Annotated in this window: 15 protein-coding genes and 2 tRNA genes; 9 read left to right on the top strand and 8 right to left on the bottom strand. The window is 56.8% G+C overall.

Annotated features, from left to right (window positions below; translation table 11 throughout):
- Positions 1 to 975 (top strand): ATP-binding protein, encoded by a 975-nt coding sequence (locus H5P30_RS21945; RefSeq protein ID WP_185691187.1) that lies wholly within the window; start codon positions 1 to 3, stop codon positions 973 to 975.
- Here the strand turns inward: H5P30_RS21945 and H5P30_RS01445 are convergent.
- From H5P30_RS01445 to H5P30_RS01430, 4 genes are all read right to left on the bottom strand, one after another.
- Positions 945 to 2,012: a WD40 repeat domain-containing protein gene (locus tag H5P30_RS01445; protein ID WP_185691186.1), complete on the bottom strand. Its 1,068-nt coding sequence runs from the start codon at positions 2,010 to 2,012 to the stop codon at positions 945 to 947. The genes H5P30_RS21945 and H5P30_RS01445 overlap by 31 nt on opposite strands.
- Before the next feature lie 111 nt (positions 2,013 to 2,123).
- Complete coding sequence (locus tag H5P30_RS01440) at positions 2,124 to 2,699, bottom strand: hypothetical protein (protein ID WP_185691185.1); 576 nt, start codon at positions 2,697 to 2,699, stop codon at positions 2,124 to 2,126.
- Complete coding sequence (locus H5P30_RS01435; protein WP_185691184.1) at positions 2,623 to 3,063, bottom strand: hypothetical protein; 441 nt, start codon at positions 3,061 to 3,063, stop codon at positions 2,623 to 2,625. Before H5P30_RS01435 ends, H5P30_RS01440 begins: the two co-directional genes overlap by 77 nt.
- A 16-nt stretch (positions 3,064 to 3,079) precedes the next feature.
- Positions 3,080 to 4,789 (bottom strand): DUF3592 domain-containing protein, encoded by a 1,710-nt coding sequence (locus H5P30_RS01430; protein ID WP_185691183.1) that lies wholly within the window; start codon positions 4,787 to 4,789, stop codon positions 3,080 to 3,082.
- Between the two features lie 325 nt (positions 4,790 to 5,114).
- Between H5P30_RS01430 and H5P30_RS01425 the strand changes: the two genes are divergently transcribed.
- Complete coding sequence (locus H5P30_RS01425; RefSeq protein ID WP_185691182.1) at positions 5,115 to 6,764, top strand: TIGR03790 family protein; 1,650 nt, start codon at positions 5,115 to 5,117, stop codon at positions 6,762 to 6,764.
- Positions 6,765 to 7,441: 677 nt separating this feature from the next.
- Here the strand turns inward: H5P30_RS01425 and gspG are convergent.
- Positions 7,442 to 7,897 (bottom strand): type II secretion system major pseudopilin GspG, encoded by a 456-nt coding sequence (gene gspG, locus H5P30_RS01420; protein WP_185691181.1) that lies wholly within the window; start codon positions 7,895 to 7,897, stop codon positions 7,442 to 7,444.
- A gap of 98 nt (positions 7,898 to 7,995) precedes the next feature.
- On the opposite strand from gspG, the gene H5P30_RS01415 reads away from it, so the two are divergent.
- Positions 7,996 to 8,259 (top strand): hypothetical protein, encoded by a 264-nt coding sequence (locus H5P30_RS01415; protein WP_185691180.1) that lies wholly within the window; start codon positions 7,996 to 7,998, stop codon positions 8,257 to 8,259.
- Positions 8,260 to 8,279: 20 nt separating this feature from the next.
- Positions 8,280 to 8,792, top strand: a complete 513-nt coding sequence (locus H5P30_RS01410) for a cupin domain-containing protein (protein WP_185691179.1) — start codon at positions 8,280 to 8,282, stop codon at positions 8,790 to 8,792.
- A 53-nt stretch (positions 8,793 to 8,845) separates the two neighbouring features.
- Here the strand turns inward: H5P30_RS01410 and H5P30_RS01405 are convergent, their stop codons facing one another.
- On the bottom strand, positions 8,846 to 9,688 hold the full coding sequence (locus H5P30_RS01405; RefSeq protein ID WP_185691178.1) for an NAD-dependent epimerase/dehydratase family protein: 843 nt from the start codon (positions 9,686 to 9,688) through the stop codon (positions 8,846 to 8,848).
- 1,160 nt (positions 9,689 to 10,848) lie between these two features.
- On the opposite strand from H5P30_RS01405, the gene H5P30_RS01400 reads away from it, so the two are divergent.
- Genes H5P30_RS01400 through H5P30_RS01390 form a run of 3 tightly spaced genes read left to right on the top strand, consistent with a single transcriptional unit; the run spans position 10,849 to position 13,754 of the window.
- Entirely contained in the window at positions 10,849 to 11,241 is a 393-nt protein-coding gene (locus H5P30_RS01400) for a Minf_1886 family protein (RefSeq protein ID WP_185691177.1), read from the top strand.
- A gap of 3 nt (positions 11,242 to 11,244) precedes the next feature.
- Entirely contained in the window at positions 11,245 to 12,534 is a 1,290-nt protein-coding gene (locus H5P30_RS01395) for an insulinase family protein (RefSeq protein WP_185691176.1), read from the top strand.
- Positions 12,531 to 13,754: a M16 family metallopeptidase gene (locus H5P30_RS01390; RefSeq protein ID WP_185691175.1), complete on the top strand. Its 1,224-nt coding sequence runs from the start codon at positions 12,531 to 12,533 to the stop codon at positions 13,752 to 13,754. The genes H5P30_RS01395 and H5P30_RS01390 overlap by 4 nt, the downstream gene beginning before the upstream one ends.
- 740 nt (positions 13,755 to 14,494) lie before the next feature.
- On the opposite strand, the gene H5P30_RS01385 is transcribed toward H5P30_RS01390, so the two are convergent.
- A tRNA-Glu gene (locus H5P30_RS01385) sits at positions 14,495 to 14,572 on the bottom strand.
- Positions 14,573 to 15,195: 623 nt separating this feature from the next.
- On the opposite strand from H5P30_RS01385, the gene pyrH reads away from it, so the two are divergent.
- Complete coding sequence (gene pyrH, locus H5P30_RS01380; protein ID WP_185691174.1) at positions 15,196 to 15,927, top strand: UMP kinase; 732 nt, start codon at positions 15,196 to 15,198, stop codon at positions 15,925 to 15,927.
- Positions 15,928 to 16,741: 814 nt separating this feature from the next.
- Here pyrH and H5P30_RS01375 read toward each other — a convergent pair.
- The gene (locus tag H5P30_RS01375) at positions 16,742 to 17,677 is read right to left on the bottom strand and encodes an antibiotic biosynthesis monooxygenase (RefSeq protein WP_185691173.1); all 936 of its coding nucleotides are present in this window, start codon (positions 17,675 to 17,677) and stop codon (positions 16,742 to 16,744) included.
- Positions 17,678 to 17,747: 70 nt separating this feature from the next.
- On the opposite strand from H5P30_RS01375, the gene H5P30_RS01370 reads away from it, so the two are divergent.
- Positions 17,748 to 17,821 (top strand) — tRNA-Gln (locus tag H5P30_RS01370).
- The last annotated feature ends 296 nt before the right edge of the window (positions 17,822 to 18,117 follow it).

Genomic DNA, 18,117 nt, shown 5'->3' with positions numbered 1-18,117 from the left:
GTGAGCAAGAAAGAACAGCGCGAGCGTAATTATCGAGATATCTTCCGCAGGGAGCATGAGATTCTGTCGAAGGCAGAGAAGCTCAGTTCTCAGGAGAGTCCTGAGCCGTCCGAGCTCCGGGAAGGCTTTGCCGCGCTGACCCGGGGATTTCAACGTCTGCTGGACACCGCTTCAAAAATGACGCGAATTGGCGATTCGGTTCAACGTCAGCTCGTCGATACGCAGCGGGAGTTGCGCAAGGCACTGCGGGAAAAGGAGGAACTGAATAAGCACCTGACCGAACTTGCCGCGGAAAAAGACGAGTATCTGGGCTTTGCTGCCCATGATCTGAGGAACCCTCTCTCCAATGTCATCATGGGATTGGAGATGATGCAGGACCACGTCGAGATGAGCCGCGAGGAATGGCAGGGCATTGTCAGTGATTCTACAGACGAATGCCGGAGGATGTTGGAGCTTCTGAGTAATTTGCTTGATGTGAATCGGATCGAAACCGGGTCTATGGTTTGGGAAATCCGAGAATTCTGTCCGAGAGAGGCGGCTTCTCTTGTCGTTGAGAATTTTCGAAAGCGGGCCGAGAAAAAGGAGCAGACCATCGAATTTGATGAGCCCGAGGAACCGATCAGTGCAATGGGCGATCCGCAGGCGTATCTTCAGATCCTTGAAAATCTAATTTCGAATGCCCTGAAATATTCTCCGGTCGGATCGGTGACGCGGGTGAGTTTTCATCGATCGGTAGGCTTTCTTCGGACGGAGGTCCGTGACGAAGGACCCGGGCTCACCTCGGAAGATCACAAGAATTTGTTTGGCAAATTTGCCCGTCTCTCGGCACGACCCACGGGAGGAGAAAACTCGGTGGGGCTGGGGCTGGCGATTGTGAAGAGTCTCGCCGAGGCCATGCACGGACGAGTGGGCTGCTGGTCCAAGTTGGGAGAGGGGTCGGTTTTCTACTTCGAGATCCCGGTCCACGAGCAGTAATCCACCGGTCCGGGGTGCTGCCAGAGCTCCCGGTTTTCCCGGTCGCCAATGAGGAGTGTCTGGTGCTCGGACCACAAGGGCTGATCGGGTCGGACGGTCTCTGAATGATAGGGAGAGCGTCGGGTAATCGGGAGGGCAAAGTAGCGACCGTCGGGGCTGATTTCGACGGAGCGTGCCTTCTTGAGTTCCGGATGTCGGTTTGCCGGGATGGAGACGATTTCTTCCTGGGCACCCGTTTCCAGATGGTAGAGCCGGAGGTCGCTGCTCGAAGTGGCATAAAAGAGACTTTGGCCCTCCGGAGTCCACGCGGGAAACGCCCCGCCGGAACAAAGTTCCTGTCGCTGCCGTTGGTTCGGATCGTAGAGGGCGAGGTGAGGCCCGCCGATGGCAAAGGTTTGACGGGAGGGGTGAAAGGCGGCTCCCCCTCGGCCGTTTCCCCAGACAGAGTCCGAGAGCAGAAGCTGGCGGTGACCTTTGAGGTTGAGCAATTGGTATCCGTCCGGCCCATGAAAGAGGAGTCGGTCACTGGCGGGCGAGGCGGCGACGGGGTGTTGGCAGCCGGCCGGAAGATTGCGGAAGAGCGACTTTTTCTCGGAAAGATGAAAGAGCCCGAGCTGATGCTGCAACACGATTCCCGGACGTTCGGGACGGCTTGTATCGGTCACTACCAAGCTCATCAGGAGAGGGCGCCCGGGCACTTTTTGCAGCATCCACGGCATCATCCGAAGCGGATGCAGGGGGAAGGTCATTTCTCGTGCGCCGGTATCCGGATTGATGGACAGGAGTCCATTCTCACGCTCGCGCGGCGCCAGAGAGGGACAGTAGTAGCGGAAAACGCGGTGGCTGTCGGGATCGTAGGCGAGGGGGGCCTCTACCGATCCGGAGGGCCCGCCGGAGATGATTTTGCGAAATGTGGTGTCGGAGAAATGAAGAGAGCCCCCGCCTTCCCAGGCAATTTTCCAAGGGGTTTCCCGGGGCGGAACCTCTTTCCAGCCGGAGCCCGTGCGAAGCGGTAGTTTACGCAATGGTGAACTCATCGATCAGTCTTTTCGGGGATTCGTAGAAACGGTTGCCCTTGATCCTCGTTGGGAGGGAGAAAAGCTGGAGCGGAAGGGCGAGAGCCATTTCGACGGTTGTAGGGGAGGGGTTCAGATTCGCCGACCTTCTCCGGCTTCCCGGTAGAGTTGGCGGAGAATCGCGCGCACATTCCCATGATTCTTGCGCCCGATCTGGAGAATGCGCTCAGTTTCGTTTGGGGAAAGGTTTGCATGGGTCAGGGAACGAACCAAGTCGAGAACCGCACCGGGGTCAAAGCGGGTTTCGAAAAGAATGTCCAGAGAGGGTCGGGGACGGTGGAGGGTGGCCACTATTTTGGGGCGAAGGAGAGGCCTCGTCGCGAGAAAAATCCGAGGCAACACTTCCGCTCCGTCGAGAAAGAGAGGGATGCGACTTCGGCGGAAGAGCTTCATGCCGGCCCGCGCGCGCTGGAGCAGGGAATCCTCCCCGTGGATTTTTAGCCATTCGACCGATTCCACCCCCTCCGCAAGGTCTTCCAGGAGGACGGTCTTTCCGGTTCCCTCGGGGCCGACGATCGACCAGCGCGCGACCGGATGTCTCGCGAGATCCCGTTGCCAGCGACGAATCCTCTCAGCGTCGATTTGGTAGCGAAAGGTTGCGACCTTTTCGGATCGAAACGGATTTTCCCTTGCTTTGATAGGTCTCACTACTGATGTCGATCTCCTCGCGAGTGGGGGAGATGATGAGGGGTTCGAGGACGTCTTCCACGCGTATTCCGGCTACCGAGAGCTGTAGCCCCCATTCGACGGAAATCAGACGTCCGGAGAAAGAGGGAACGACGGTATCCGGAACCGTGAAGGAGAAGGATTCTTTGCCGATCGGTCCCGGATGGGTCCACTCCCGGTCGGCGACGATGAACTCGTCCCGGTCGCCACGGCCCGAGGTCCACCAGCCGAGGCTCAGGTAGAGAGAACGTGGTCCCGATTCCAAGTCCCAGAGGATTTCTCCCTGAACGGGGCCTCCCGGGCGGATGGTTTTGTCGGCGACTTCGAGGATGAGATGATTCGGCATGGCGCAAAAAGGAAGGTTATCGTCGAACGGGAGCGATGGGGAGGCGATAGGTTTCGCTGAGGTCTGGCCAACGCGGGACATCCCCGATGAAGACGAGCTGCCAGAGAATCTCGTTGTGATCACTCTTCATGGAGGGAACGGTGTTTCCCGGAAACGGGAACTCCGAGGAGCCCGTTTGGAACGAACCTTTTTCCGTCGAGGTGAAGAGGCACTCCTGAAAGAACACGTTGCGGTCGGTGACGGTATTGGTCCCCCGCTGATACTGGGCAATTTCGATTCCTTCCAGATAAACTTCGAGGTTGTTCAGCCGACTGATGGATCCCTCCAGTTTCCAGGAGAGTATCATGCGGGTGCCCGGTTGAATCCGGCCGGGGGCAACCATGACGATGGGCAGGGGATTCCGGAGGGCGAGGAGAGCCCGGATGGCTGTGAAGATGAGGAATATTCCAACCGCCGCGAAGATGAGGCCAATGATCAGGAGCATCGTCTCTCCGTTGCCTTGGCTGAAGTAGATCGCGAGGGGGATGGAGGAGATTCCGTTCCAAATCACAGCGACGATCACCGCGCCGGCGGCACGGGCGATCCGGCCAGTGACGGGCTTGAGCTCCCGGACCTCGTTGGGACCGCCGAATGAATCCTCCTCGGGAAGAACGGCATTCGGTCCCGGATCCTTCTTCCGGCGGAATCCGAAAACGATGAGTCCTCCGCCCACCAGGATGAAGATGGAGCTAAACCCGATGAGTCCGATCGGCAGCCAACCCACATCGGTTGTGATCACGGCCTCGTAGGGGTCGTCTGGATTCACGAAACAGGTGGATTGCGACCCCTCCGGATACCGACGGACGACTGCCTTCTTGGAGGGTCGGCCCGAGGATGAAGTGTTTCCAAAGGTATAATTTTCCCCGTAGTAGTCCTTTCCCTTCCATTCGTAGTTGAACCGGATCTCGATGCTGTAGGTGGTTCCATCGGAGCTGCTGTGTGACTCGACGTAGCTTTCAGTGATGGTACAGGGGACCTCGGGCCAGTCCTGGGCCTCTTGACTCTTGAGGAGGGGCGAGATTCCGCCGAACCAGCAGAAACCGGCTCCGGCCGCGAAGAAAGGGATTCCGAACAGAGAGAGGACCAGATTGCGTTTGCCGAGTGGACCTCGGCTCGGCCGCTTCGAAAATCCTTGGCTCTTGGCTTTTTTGCTTTTTCCGAAAAGGGAGAACCCCGCGACTCCCAGCCCAATAAGGATGAAAGGTAGCGAAAACAATCCGATGAAGACCGAGTTCTCTGCATTGAGAAAGAGCACTGCCTCCTGCGGGTTTTTGGGGTTCACATAGGCGGCCGTAGTCTCACCGACGCTCAACTCGTCTCGCAATCGCTGGACCTCGGAGATGGAGAGCTTGGGGGGATTCAAGTGCGCGCGATCCGACTCGTTGGCATAGTCCTTATATTGGTATTCAAATCGAATGACGTTCTTCAGTGAGTCTCCCGAGCCAGTCACGGTTGACTCGGTAATCGTCGCTGGCACTTCAACCCAATTCTTAGTCTCCGATTTTTCCAGGAGGGGTTGGATCGTTCCTCCCCAGAGAAAGAAGAATCCGAAGGAGGCAAAGACCAGACCGAAAAGGGAGCCGAAGATTCGTCCGGCAATTCCTACCGAACCGTTTCGGGAAGAGGAGAGCGAAATACGCATGGGTGACTGAGCGAAGGGGGGAGAAATTTTTATCAAAGCAGACATTTCCCCGAGGTCCATCCCGGAATTCGAGTGGGGCCTCGGTCGGGTTGTGGAGTACCTAAATTCATAGCTTCCCCGTTCTGAGGATTCCCTCCTCGTTGAGGCAAGAGCGCTCTCTAGGAGCGCGGAATTTATTCCGCCCCGATGGATCGGTTTCAGAGGGGAGGACTCTTCTCCGAGCAAACGGGTGCCGCTGAGGGGGCGTGCGAGGAGCATAATCTCTCCTGCAGACATCATGGTAAAACGGATCGAATCCGTGACATCCCTGTCTCCGCCTCGTTCCGGTTTCGGCTTGTCCGAAAGCGTTTGATCGGGAATCCTGTGAAAGATGTCTCGTTGGATTGGCTTTCTTCTTCCCCTTTTGAGTTTCTTGAGTCCGTTTATCGCCCGAGCGGAAATTGATCCGGCCTCGGTGGTGATCGTCGCCAATTCGTCCGATCCGAAGTCGGTCGATTTGGCGAAATACTATGCGGAGAAGCGGGAGGTGCCTGCTGAAAATATTATCGCTCTCCCCATGCCGGCCGCGGAGACGCTCTCCGGGATGGATTTTGTTGAAAAGATCTGGGATCCGTTGACCGAAACTCTGATCGAGGAAGGCTGGATCAGCGGGTCTGTCCGCAACGGGCGGGACGATTACACGCGCCAGAATGTCATGGTTTTCGGTCACAAGATCGGGGCCATGGTGGTTTGCAAAGGAGTTCCTCTGCGGGTGAATCATGAGAAGCTCTTTTACTCGGAGGCGGATGCCAAGCGGCTGCCCAAGCCTTTCCAGACGACGCGCTCTTCCGTCGATTCAGAGCTCGCGCTTCTTGCGGCCGGTCCTTACCGGCTGGCGGGCCCGATGCGAAATCCGGTTTACAACGAGGAAGATCCCTCCTCGTTTGCGTTGGAAAAGGTGGTCCGGGTTTCCCGGTTGGATGGACCCTCTTACGCGGCGGCCCAGCGAATGATCGATTCGGCGATTCAGGCTGAAAAGGAAGGTTTAAAGGGGCGGGCTTATGTCGATATCGGCGGTCCGCACAAAAACGGAGACAAGTGGCTGGGAGAGGTCGCGGAGCTCTTGGGCGGGACGGATTACGATCTCGATGTCGACCGTGGTCGTCCAATCATGAAGGCTTCGGCCCGGTTTGATGCTCCCGCTCTCTACTTCGGGTGGTACACCCGGTCGGTGGCAGGGGTTTGGAAGGATCTCGACGTAGCCGTGCCTCCCGGAGCGATCGCCTTCCACATTCACAGCTTTTCCGCGACTACGGTCCGCAAGCGCAACGTCGGATGGTCCGGTCCCCTTATTGATCGCGGAGTGGCCGCCACCGTCGGCAATGTTTTCGAGCCCTACCTGGAGGGGACTCACAACCCGGTGCTTTTTCTCGATAGCCTGCTCAAAGGCAAGAGCCTCGCCGAAGCGGCCGTTCGCAGCAATCGCTTCTTCAGCTGGCAGACCGTCCTTTTCGGGGATCCCCTCTATCGACCGTTTGCCCTGCCCTTGGAAGAGCAGCTGAAGGATATCGATCCCATGAACTCTTTCGACCAGTATGTGATCACTCGGGAAATGAACCGTTTGATCCGAGAAGAGGGGGAAGAGGCTGCGGCGGATTATGGGAAACGGAAGTTTATGCAGTGTCCGGGATTCGCTCTCGCGCTGAAGACGGCGACGCTGTTGCGCACGAATGGTCGTTCTGTCGAGGCGCTCGATCTCCTCAGCCCCTTCCGCTACTCCGTGAATGCCGCCCCCGACGAGATTGCAGTGGTGGTCGGAATTGCCGAAGAGTTCAATTACCTCGGCGATACCGCGACGGCGCTGCGATTGCTCGAAGCCATGACAAACGCTCCGGGAGCGCCATTGGATCTCCAGCTCTCGGTCCTGCAAAAAGCCGCAGAGGTCGCCAAAGATGCAGGCGAGTACGTCAAAGCTGAGCAATTCCGGCAAATCTACGAGCAGCGCAAGCCCCCTCCACCGGAGCCGAAAAAGAAGTCCTAAAAGTAGATCCTCGCGCTCAAAGCCAGGCAGGAGGTTCTACCCAAAGTAGCGAGAGCTTCCAGCTCTCGAGCCTAGGATCAAAGTAGGGCCGCAGCTTCAGCTGCGCCCATAGCGTTTGCCCCACCGCCTTGGGATTCTCCGTGGAAAAGTCCGATATCAAAAGAGTTTTGCGGTTTGGTCGGGATCTTTGGAAGGCTCTCAGCGTTTGCGACACAGGCTGGCAGCCTGTGGTACGGGAAGTAGGGCCGCAGCTTCAGCTGCGCCCATAGCGTTTGCCCCTCCGCTTTGGGACTCTCCATGGAAAAGCCCGATATCAAAAGAGTTTAGCTTGTTGGGTCGGGATCTCTGGAAGGTTCTCCGCGTTTGCGACACAGGCTGGCAGCCTGTGGTACGGGAAGTAGGGCCGCAGCTTCAGCTGCGCCCATAGCGTTAGCCCCTCAGTCGCAATCCAAAGGAGTTTCTGGCTTTATGTTTGAGCGCTCTGTAACGCGGTTGCGTTTGCGAAAGCTCCCCTTTCCGGAAATGCGCCTCTTCGAATTGAGAAGAGCCGCCTCTCTTCATTCGGGAACCATGACTTCGTCATCCCCGGGCCCGAAAAGCCCTCTCAAAAGGCTCCCGGCTCGATCTTCCCCACGCGAACCTCCCGGCAGACACGAAACGCTGCCCTCCCGCGCGACTTACCAATTTCCGATGTCGTCGGAAGTGCCGTTGGTCGCGTCGGGTCCGAAGGACCAGATATCGTAACCCTTGTTACTACGGGTTCCGGGAAATTGGTATTGGTAGGGGTTCCCCCATGGATCCTCGGGGATGTCATCGAGGTAGGGACCGCGCCAGTCGTCTTCGCCAGATGGCTTCTGGACGAGGGCCTCCAGGCCTTGGCTCGCATTGGGATAGTTTCCCGTATCGAGGCGGTAGGCTGCCAGACCCGTCCGGGCCGTTTCCTTGACGAAAATCGAGGCGACCTTCTCTTGTCCGCCTCCGAAGAGCCCTTCGACATTGGTCAAAACCACCCCGACGAGCAGAGCCAGTAGGGCAATGGCCATGAGCACTTCGAGGAGAGTAAAACCTCCTGAGCGACGACGGGCATCGCGGCGATGGAAATTACGGGGTGAGGCAGACGGAACAATGGTCATTGCCCCACCATCTAGGGGAGAAACCCCAACTTCGGCAAGCCTCCTCTCGTTTTCCGGGGAGGCTTGAGATGCAGAGCACTTCGTGGTAGGGTTTTCGCATGTCTTCTCCCGAACAATCCGGTCCTTCTACAAAACAGTGGCTCGAAGCTCTTTCTCTCGCCGACAACGGCGATTGGACGGAGGCGCATGAACTGGTGCAGGCGGGCAATGATCCGGCGGCATTTTGGATTCACGCCAATCTGCACCGCGAGGAGGGCGACCATGGGAATGCCGGGTATTGGTATCAGCGGGCTGGGCAAGATCCCCGTGAGGGAGATCTTCGCGAAGAGCGGGACGAGATCCGCAAGAGCCTGCAAGACTGATCATCGGTTAGGAATTTCTTATGAGCGATTCGGCTTCATGGGTTCCCGAGAGTTTTCTCTTTGAGGAGTCGGAGGGCATCCCAAATCATCCTGAATATCCCGTCCTGTTATACCGGAATACTGGGATTGAGAATGCCGATGAGTGGGAAAAGCGATTCGGCTCGAATGGCTGGGGCGGCTGCTGGCGGTGGGGTGTATTTGACTATCATCATTTCCACAGTAATGCCCATGAGGCATTGGGAGTCATTTCCGGTCAGGCTAAGCTCGCCTTGGGCGGGCCGGGAGGAAAAGTGGTCGAGGTGAAAGCGGGAGACTTGGTCATCCTGCCCGCGGGCACCGGGCACAAGAACTTGGATTCATCGACGGATTTCTTCGTCGTGGGCGCTTATCCTTCGGGCCAGGAGGATTACGATCTCCATCGGGGTGATTCCGAAGATCTGGAACGCATGCGCGAAGCGATCCGAGAGACACCGAAACCGGAAGAGGACCCATTGTTGGGCGGCGAGGGACCGCTCTTGGAACTCTGGCCCTGAGGGACGTTTTTTGCGTGTGGCGGAGGGCCTTCGAGGTGCTCGGCGGTCGACCGCTATTCTTTTCCGCCGGTCTCGCTGTGAGGGCGAACTTCTTCCCGAAAATCGATGTTCCGGAGTTTCGGGTGTAGCTCGGTGAAGTCGTCGACCGGATGGTAGCCTACGAGTTCCCGGGCAGAGCTCGTGTCCATCCGATTGAAAAGGTTATTGGAGAGGCCGTGAAGAATGGCGAAGCCTAGGCGTTCGTCATCAATGCAGCAGCGGAACAATTCACTGATGTCGCGGCGGGAGACGAACGAATTGATCCATTTGACCGATTTTTCTTCAGTCATTTTCTCCTTGGGTAGACAAGCCCCGATGCGAACGACGATGGAGGACAGCTTGTGCTGTTCGGCTGCATAGCGAGCGAGGGCCTCTCCAAAGCATTTGCTGACCCCGTAGAGGTCGCCGGGATTGACGGAGTCATCCGTGTGGACTTGACGGTCGACGGGGAAACCACTGATGGCATGAATGGATGATGCGTAGACAAGACGGCGGCATTTGCAGTCGATCGCCGCTTGAATCAGGTTGTAGGTTCCGTTGATGTTATTGGAGAGCAGACTGCCCCATTCCGCTTTGGGACTGGGATCTCCCGCCAAGTGAAGAACAGAGTCGACCCCCTCAATAGCATCTTTCAGCTGATCGAGATCTTCCAGATTGGCTTCGACGATCTTTCCGCATCCTTCGATGGAGGAGGTGTCTGAGCCGGGAAGAACCATCAAGGTAAGATCGTAGTGATCTTTCCAAGTTTGAGCAAAATACGATCCGATACGCCCAGAGGCTCCAGTGACGAGAACAGAACGGGGCTCAGACCCGTCGTGGCGAGGGAGATCATCACGGAAATAAAATGAATCGCTCATGAGAGGGTATTCTAGCGGATTTTCGGAGTTTTGACCAGTTCCCACCCAAAGTAGTGAGAGCTTCCGTGCTTCGCAGCACAATTCCAGCTCTCGAACATAGGATCGGAGTAGGGCCGCAGCTTCAGCTGCGCCCATGGCGGAGAAAACGTCTTCGCCTTTCCATAAGGACCTCGGGCGTCGCCGAATCCAACGCGTCAAAGGTGCACCCACCCGAGAGCCCAGGGCATCGCCCTGGGCTCTCGGGATCTCCCCCCAATGGATAGCCCTGAAAGGGCGTTACCCTGCCGCGGCAGGTATGAAGCTCGGGAAGGCTCTGGGAGTTGCGCCCTTTCAGGGCTCGGGATTGCGGTGATGGTTGAGGTTTCCCGGGGCGCTGCCCCGGGCTCACGGGTTTTGCACCGTTGGTGCAGGAGATTGCGGTTCTCGTGAGAGAGCGAGTGTTACCAGGTTTCGCCTTTTGGCTCTGCAGGAATATATCTACCTCTCGTTGGAGTAGGGCCGCAGCTTCAGCTGCGCCCATGGCGGTGAAAACGTCCTGGCCTTTCCATAAGGACCTCGAGCTTCGCGGAGTCCAATGCGCCAAAGGCGCATCCACCCGAGAGCCCAGGGCAGCGCCCTGGGTTTCAGGATTTCCCCCAATGGATAGCCCTGAAAGGGCGTTACCCTGCTGCGGCAGGGATGACACTCGGGAAGGCTCTGGGAGTTGCGCCCTTTCAGGGCTCGGGATTGCGGTGATGGTTGAGGTTTCCCGGGGCGCTGCCCCGGGCTCAAGGGTTTTGCACCGTTGGTGCAGGAGATTGCGGTTCTCGTGAGGGAAGCGAGGATTCCTAGGTTTCGCCTTTTGGCTTTGCAGGAATATAATCTACCTCTCGTTGGAGTAGGGCCGCAGCTTCAGCTGCGCCTGCGTGGCCGCGGGACCGGAATTCCATGGCCTCGTGGTTTTCGTTTTCTGTGGGCCCGCTACACTAGGCCGCGCAGCTGAAGCTGAGCGGCTGCGAAAATGCGTTTTCCGTGCGTTGGGGTCGCTTTATTCGTTGCGCGTGCTCTGGTGCGTCCCCCCTGAACCGACCCGATGGGGAGCGGGACGCGAATCCCATAAATTCGTTCCGATACCATTTCAGATTTGAGATTTTCCACAGCGGGTTTGAGAGTAGGGGCTCATGCAGTCTCCCGAATTCAGTGAAGTCGTCGATCGGATCTGTGCGGAAAATGGGCGGTTTCATCCGAACGCCTATCTTTTCGTTCGGCAAGGTCTGGACTTTACCCTCTCCCAATTGAAAGAGCGGGGTGAGATCCAATCCCGCCAGCACATATCTGGTGAGAAGCTGCTGGACGGCATTCGAGCCTACGCATTGGAGCAGTTTGGTCCGATGGCCAAAGCGGTCCTCGATCACTGGAATATCGAGAGCTGTCGGGATTTTGGGGTCATCGTTTTCGAGCTCGTCGACTATGGGGTCCTTGGGAAAACCGATGAAGACAACATTCGGGATTTCGAGAATGGCTATGATTTTTCCGACGCTTTCGAAAAACCGTTTCTTCCTCGTTCCGAGTAGGCCGTGAGCGGCGGTAGTGTGCAGTCAAACCCGGCGCGGGAATGGGTGGAGGCCAAGCCTCTGCCGGGCGGCGTTCCCTCTCTCTCCATGCATCGCCCGGGGTGCGGGGTGGTTTCCCTGCAGATCTGGATTGGCGCCGGAAGCCGTATGGAAGACCGTTGGCCGGGAGCCGGTATCGCCCATTTTCTGGAGCATATGGTGTTCAAGGGTACCGCCCTCAGGACCGCTCTCGAGATCAATCGCGAAGCGGAACGGCTGGGCGGTTTCTTGAATGCCTACACGTCCTACGACCGGACGGTGTATCATATTGACTTGCCGGCAGCCCACGCTGCGGAAGGAGTCGACCTTCTCGCTGATTTCGTCTGGAGTCCGACTCTGGCTGAGGAGGGTTTTGCTCCGGAGAGGGATGTGATTTTGAGGGAGATCTCCATGTATCGGGACGATCCCGACAGCTATCTTTTCGACGCCGTCATGGAGGCCGCCTACCGGCGTGATCTCCTTCAGTATCCGGTTATCGGATTGGAAGAGCGTTTTCGGAAGCTGACGATTGAGGACCTGCGCCGCTTTCATGCGCAGAATTACCGTTCGGCCAAGTCCTTCCTTTTGATGGCGGGTGATTTAACCCCGGAACTCATGCGCCGGGCCGGTGCGATCGTTCCAGTGCTGGAGAATGAGGAAAACCTGTCTGGAGACGGTCGCGACGAAAGCGGGGGCTCCGAGGAGGTCCCGGCTCCGGTTCGCCTTCACCTCCGCGGGGATTGGGAAGGCGGCCGTGGGATGGCTCTTTTTCAAGTCCCCACCCGAACCGTTCGTGAGGTCTTATTGGCAGAATGGGTGGTCGAAGTCCTGACTGGAGGAGAAAGCAGTCATCTCAATCGGGTCATCCGGGTGGAGAAAGGCTTGGCCCATTTTCTCGATGGATACGTGTACTCGCTCGGTTCGACATCCTTGCTGGGTTTTTCTTGGTTGGCGGAAGATGAGCATCTGGATGAGGTCGAGACTCTTTTGCTCGGAGAATTAGAGCGCTTGGCCGAGGCTCCATGGGCCGAGGAAGACCTCGCTCGCGGCAAAGCGCGACTTCGGTTTGGAGGACTTCGGCAGCAGGAAACAGTAGAAGGCTGGGCCTCGCGTGGAGGCGAGTGGTTTGCGAATCTGGGAATGGTTCCTTCCTGGGCCGAGGAGCATGCGGTCTTGCAAGACCTGGATGCCGAAGCCCTTCGACAGTTTTTGAAAAGCTACATGCGGCCGGATCAGGCTTTTGCAGGGCAACTGCACCCGGAGGGCAACGCATGAGCCTCGGGAACTTCGAACCTCTCCAGCTCGATCCGCTTCCGGGATCAGGGATGGTCAGTGTGGCTTTGGCCTTTCCCGGACCGGAGGTGCACGAGGCCGCAGGAAACTTCGGCTTTACCGCTCTTTTTCTGGAAATATTGCGGTCGGGGGCGGGAATCCTCCCGGAAGAAGAAATCGCCCGCAAGTTCGACGAGTGGGGGAGTGGATTGCACGCGTTTTGTGGAGATGGGGCCTGTGGCCTCAGGTATTCCTGCCTCCCGGAAGTTCTCGGAGAGTCCCTGCGGACCCTTAGGCTTCTGATGGAAGGTCGCTTTCAGCTTGAAAAGTCCCTGTGCGCACGGGAATCGGCTGCGCGTGTGGCTCTAATCCAAGAAGAGCGGGATGATCCTTCCTCCGAAGGACTGCGTCAGATGCGGAGGAAATTGTTGGGCTCCGAGGCTCTGGGGCTCTCTCCCCTCGGTTCGGAGACAGATCTCAGGAGCGCAACGGAGGAGAGTTTGATGCATTTCGGAGAGCAGTTTCGAGAGCGCTCGCCGAGGTCACTGGGAATCAGTGGAGAATTCGATCCTGATTCGGTGCGGGCCTTGGCGGAGTCTTTGCTCGACGGGCAGGATCCCGGAGGTCGGGAGCCTTTGCGGCAGGTCGATGAAGAGCCTCTACAAACGTTCCGGGAAATCGTGCGCCATCCCCGCGAGCAGAGCGTCGTCGTTCACGCCTTGCGCAGCGGCGGATATGGGGATTCCTCGGCTCATGAGAGACAGCTAGCCCTGAGCTGCCTAAACGGCCTCTCAGGACCCCTTTTTGAGGAAATACGGGAGCGTCATGGACTCGCTTACTATTCGACCGCCCGGTTGGTCGCCGGACGGGACCGGGGATTGATTGCCTTTGTCTCGGGTTGTGAAGAGAGCCAGACCAATTTCCTCCTCGAGCGTTTGCAGGAGATTCTCCAGCGGATCGCCGTCCGCGGATTTTCAGAGGATGAGTTTTCTGCGGGTATCGCGCAATGCCGATCCGGCTTATTGCTCAGTCGACAGCGCTCAAGTTGGCGTGCTCAACGATTGGCCGTGCGGAGTGTTCAAGGTCTGAATACGGACCTAGGCGAATCCTCCGAGGCATTTTATGACGCCGTCACCCCCGGAGAAATCAAGGATTGGTGGTCGGAAAAGTTCTCGGTCGATCCCGGATCGACTCTCTTCCTCCTCCCGCAGGGGCAGGACTAGTCGGAGTCGCGATCACCATCTCGAGCTTACGGAGAGGAATGGCCAGAGCCATTTCTACGAAGGGTCGGGCAAAGCACCGGCTTCACGGGCCGCATCGAAATCGCTGTCGCGCTTCCGCTCCAAAGTTCCCGTTAGCCAGTCTCTTCGGTGGAGAGGAATGGCGAGAGCCATTTCTACGAAGGGTCGGGCAAAGCACCGGCTTCACGGGTCGCATCGAAATCGCTGTCGCGCTTCCGCTCCAAAGTTCCCGTTAGCCGGTCTCTTCGGTGGAGAGGAATGGCGAGAGCCATTTCTACGAAGGGTCGGGCAAAGCACCGGCTTCACGGGTCGCATCGAAATCGCTGTCGCGCTTCCGCTACGAAGTTCCCGTTAGCCAGTCTCTTCGGTGGAGAGGAATGGCGAGAGCCATTTCTACGAAGGGTCGGGCAAAGCACCGACTTCACGGGCCGCATCGAAATCGCTGTCGCGCTTCCGCTCCAAAGTTCCCGTTAGCCAGTCTATTCGGTGGAGAGGAATGGCGATAGCCATTTCTACGAACGTTTTCTGGACCCTCTTTTGATGGATGGGGTTCGCACTGCGGCGATTGCGACAATCGCCCTCCTGGGGAAAGGTTCTCGGAATTTCGCAGAGAGGAATCGCCAGGTTTTGGGGGGATCCATGCGTCGAATGAGAGCCCAAAAATCCGATCACAAAAAAAGCCAGCTCCCTTTCGGTGCTGACTTTCTTCGTCTTTTTTAAAATGGCGTCCCGTAGGGGATTCGAACCCCTGTTGCTGGGATGAAAACCCAGTGTCCTAGGCCTGGCTAGACGAACGGGACGCGGTAAAAAGATGGGAATACAAGAGGGTTTTGGAACTAGATCAAGCCCGAAATCGAAGAAAATTTAAGAAATTATCATTTTTCTGAAGACCCCCTAGATTTTAGTGGGGATGAGAGGGAATGTGAATGGTCAGCCAAATACGATTTTTGGAAAACGGATGGACTATGACCGTTCCAAAATCTTCCGGAGAGGAATGGCGATAGCCATTTCTACGAATAGTCGGACAGGGTTCTGGCTTCTCCGGGGCGCATCGAAATCGCTCTCGCGCTTCCGCTCCAAATCTCTTGTTGTCCGGTCTCTACAGTGGAGAGGAATGGCGATAGCCATTTCTACGAATAGTCGGGCAGGGTTCTGGCTTCTCCGGACACATCGAAATCGTTCTCGCGCTTCCGCTCCAAATTTCCTGTTGGCCGGTCTCTACAGTGGAGAGGAATGGCGATAGCCATTTCTACGAATGTTCGGGCAGAGTTCTGGCTTTTCCGGGCGCATCGAAATCGCTATCGCGCTTCCGCTCCTGTTTTTCCGCATTTCGATAATCGTCGAGAAAAAGAGACTTCTCGGGGCTGCTTCTTGACGGGAGAGATTCGATAGGCTAATGAACCCCTTGGTGGGCTTTCAAAACATGGGAAATCAAGAACCGAAATATAAACGCGTCGTAATCAAACTGAGCGGAGAAGCTCTCTTGAATCGGGAGACGGGCGAACCGTTTGATCCTCCGGTTCTGGAGTCAATCGCTCGGCAGCTCAAAGAGGTGCACGAACTGGGCGTGGAGATTGCGATCGTCGTCGGCGGGGGAAACATCTTCCGAGGACTGAAAGGGGAAAAGCGCGGTGTGGATCGCACCACCGGGGACTACATGGGAATGTTGTCTACGGTGATCAACGGCTTGGCTTTTATGGATGTCATCGAGAAGATGGGGATTCCCGTTCGGGTTCAGAGTGCGATTCCCGTAGAGAAGATTGCCGAACCTTTCATCCTCCGCCGGGCGAAGCGACACTTGGAAAAAGGGCGCATCGTCATTTTTGTTGCCGGGACCGGTAACCCGTATTTCTCGACGGATACAACCGCGGCCCTGCGTGCCAGTGAAATGGGAGCGGATGTGATTTTGAAGGCCACGAATGTGGATGGGGTCTACGATAAGGATCCGAAAAAGTATCCGGATGCGAAGAAGTATGAGAAACTCGATTTCCTCGAGGCCCTCCGGAAGCGCCTCAAAGTGATGGATTCTACAGCCTTCTCCCTCTGTCTCGACAACAAGATGCCCATCCTCGTCTTCTCCATGCAGGAAGAGGGTAGCATTCGCCGGGCGGTCTGTGGTGAGGCGATTGGCACAGTCGTCACAGCCGAAGACTGATCGATTTTCCGGCTGGGATTGAGCCAGTTTTCGCGAGCAGAGCCCCAAAAAAGAGGGGGTAAAGGCGACAAAAGTCGTCCGAGCCAAAGTAGCGAGAGCTTCCAGCTCTCGATTTGCGTAGGAGTAGGGCCGCAGCTTCAGCTGCGCCCATAGCGTTTGCCTCTCCGCCGAAATCCGGAGGATTTTCTCGCTCTTGCCGCTCTATTACGAGGTCCGTTTGCTAAAGCTGCACGGTACGGAAATGCGCCTTTCCTTGTTTTGAGAAAAGCCGTCTCTCTTCATTCGGGCCCTATGGCCTCGTCATTACTGTTCGTCAAAGCTACTCTTTTACAGTAGAATCAGCATGACTGAAAGTCATGCGAGAACAGGGCTAGCCAAAGTAGCGAGAGCTTCCAGCTCTCGATTTGCGTAGGAGTAGGGCCGCAGCTTCAGCTGCGCCCATAGCGTTGCCTCACCGCCGAAATCCGGAGGATTTTCTCGCTCTTGCCGCTCTATTACGAGGTCCGTTTGCTAAAGCTGCACGGTATGGAAATGCGCCTTTCCTTGTTTGGAGAGAAGCCGTCTCTCTTCATTCGGGCCCTATGGCCTCGTCATTCCTGTTCGTCAAAGGCACTCTTTTACAGGAGAATCAGGATGGCTGAAAGTCATGCGAGAACGGGGTTCTAGCCAAAGTAGCGAGAGCTTCCAGCTCTCGATTTGCAGCTTCGCAGGACAAGTCCAGCTCTCGATTTGCGCTGGATCGACCATCAGTCCGCAATTTCTTCTATCCCCGCTAGCTCGCCAAAGAGGCCATTTCACTCCGATTCCCCAGTCTTCACCCCAGCAATCCGATTGCGAGGGCGAGTATCGAGAAGATGATTCCGTAAAGAAGGATTCCGCCCAATAGGTGTACTCGCCAATTCCTTGATTGAGCGGGAGGGCGACACCAGAAGGCAAAGAGCTGACTAATCCGGGGCATGAGCACCCAGGTGAGTGCCGCAACTCCGATGAAATTGCCGAAGAGAACTTTAGCGGGCCAAGGGAGCTCTGCCGGAAGAGGACGAAGAATGAGATGAACGATGAGAGCCACGGGGAAGAGAGCGAGGAGAACGAGAGATGCCTGTTTCCAAGAAGGGATCGAGGGAGTGGACTGGCCTTCGTCTTCTTGAAGGTGAAACCAGTTTTCCAGCCCCGTGGCGACGGAATGGGCGGAGGAATCGATCGAGAGTTCTTTTGCTTCCTCGAGAAACTGCTTTCGCTCCGCGGAATTGAACCAAGCATTGAGGTTTTCAGAACTGTCGAACCGGACGATGTCGATCCAATCCTCTTGGATCCCGGGGACCGGCTCGTACATTTCGGAATCCAGTAAGCCCGGGAAATGGCTGCGGGCTTCGATGAGCCGGCGTTTCCAGTCGTGAAATTGCTCCTCCTTCTCCGGTTGGACCCGATGAGAGAAAACCGCGGAGGCGGGTTGGGGGCTCTTGGGATCGGATGCCACCACTTGAAAACTCATCGGTTTTTCCAGGCTTGCGCCGATTTCCTCCAAGAGGCGAAGCCTTTCGGGGTGGTGGAGCCAGCTTTGTAAGTTCTCGTTGTTGTCGAACCGGAAGAGGATCACCCAGGCTTCTTGATAGGGCGCTACAGGGCAAATGACCTCTCGCCCCGAGAACCCAGGCTGTTCCCGAACCAAGAGACTGATCTTTACTTGGAAATCGTGGAATTGCGTTTGGCAATCTTCCCGTACGTGCATCGATGTGATTACCGTCGGCATAATTTCTCGAAAATATCCGAGAATGACGCCTTGACGCCAGCGGGAAAGACTACTTTGTTTATCCCTTTGGAGGCCCGTGGTGTAATGGTAGCACAGCAGTTTTTGGTACTGCTTGTCGGGGTTCGAATCCCTGCGGGCCTGCCAAAATTTGAAAGGTTTTCCAGCCCTCCCGCGGTCTTACAGGCCCAAAGTAGCGAGAGCTTCCAGCTCTCGTGCGTAGGTTCAGAGTAGGGACGGAGCTTTAGCTACGCCCATCGCGCTGCCTCTCCGCCGGAGCGTCTTGAGAGCCGTTTCGCAATCGGAAGAGTGTAGCGTCCTTCGCGGAAAATGATCGGTGGGGCTCGGCGTTTGCGACACAGGCTGGCAGCCTGTGGTACTTCTGTAGGACCGGAGCTTTAGCTACGCCCATCGCGGTGCCCCTCCGCCGGAGCGTCTTGAGA

The sequence above is a fragment of the Puniceicoccus vermicola genome, assembly GCF_014230055.1.
GTDB lineage: Bacteria > Verrucomicrobiota > Verrucomicrobiia > Opitutales > Puniceicoccaceae > Puniceicoccus > Puniceicoccus vermicola.
Note: the sequence above shows the minus strand (reverse complement) of the source record. Positions and strands in the feature narration are given on the sequence as shown.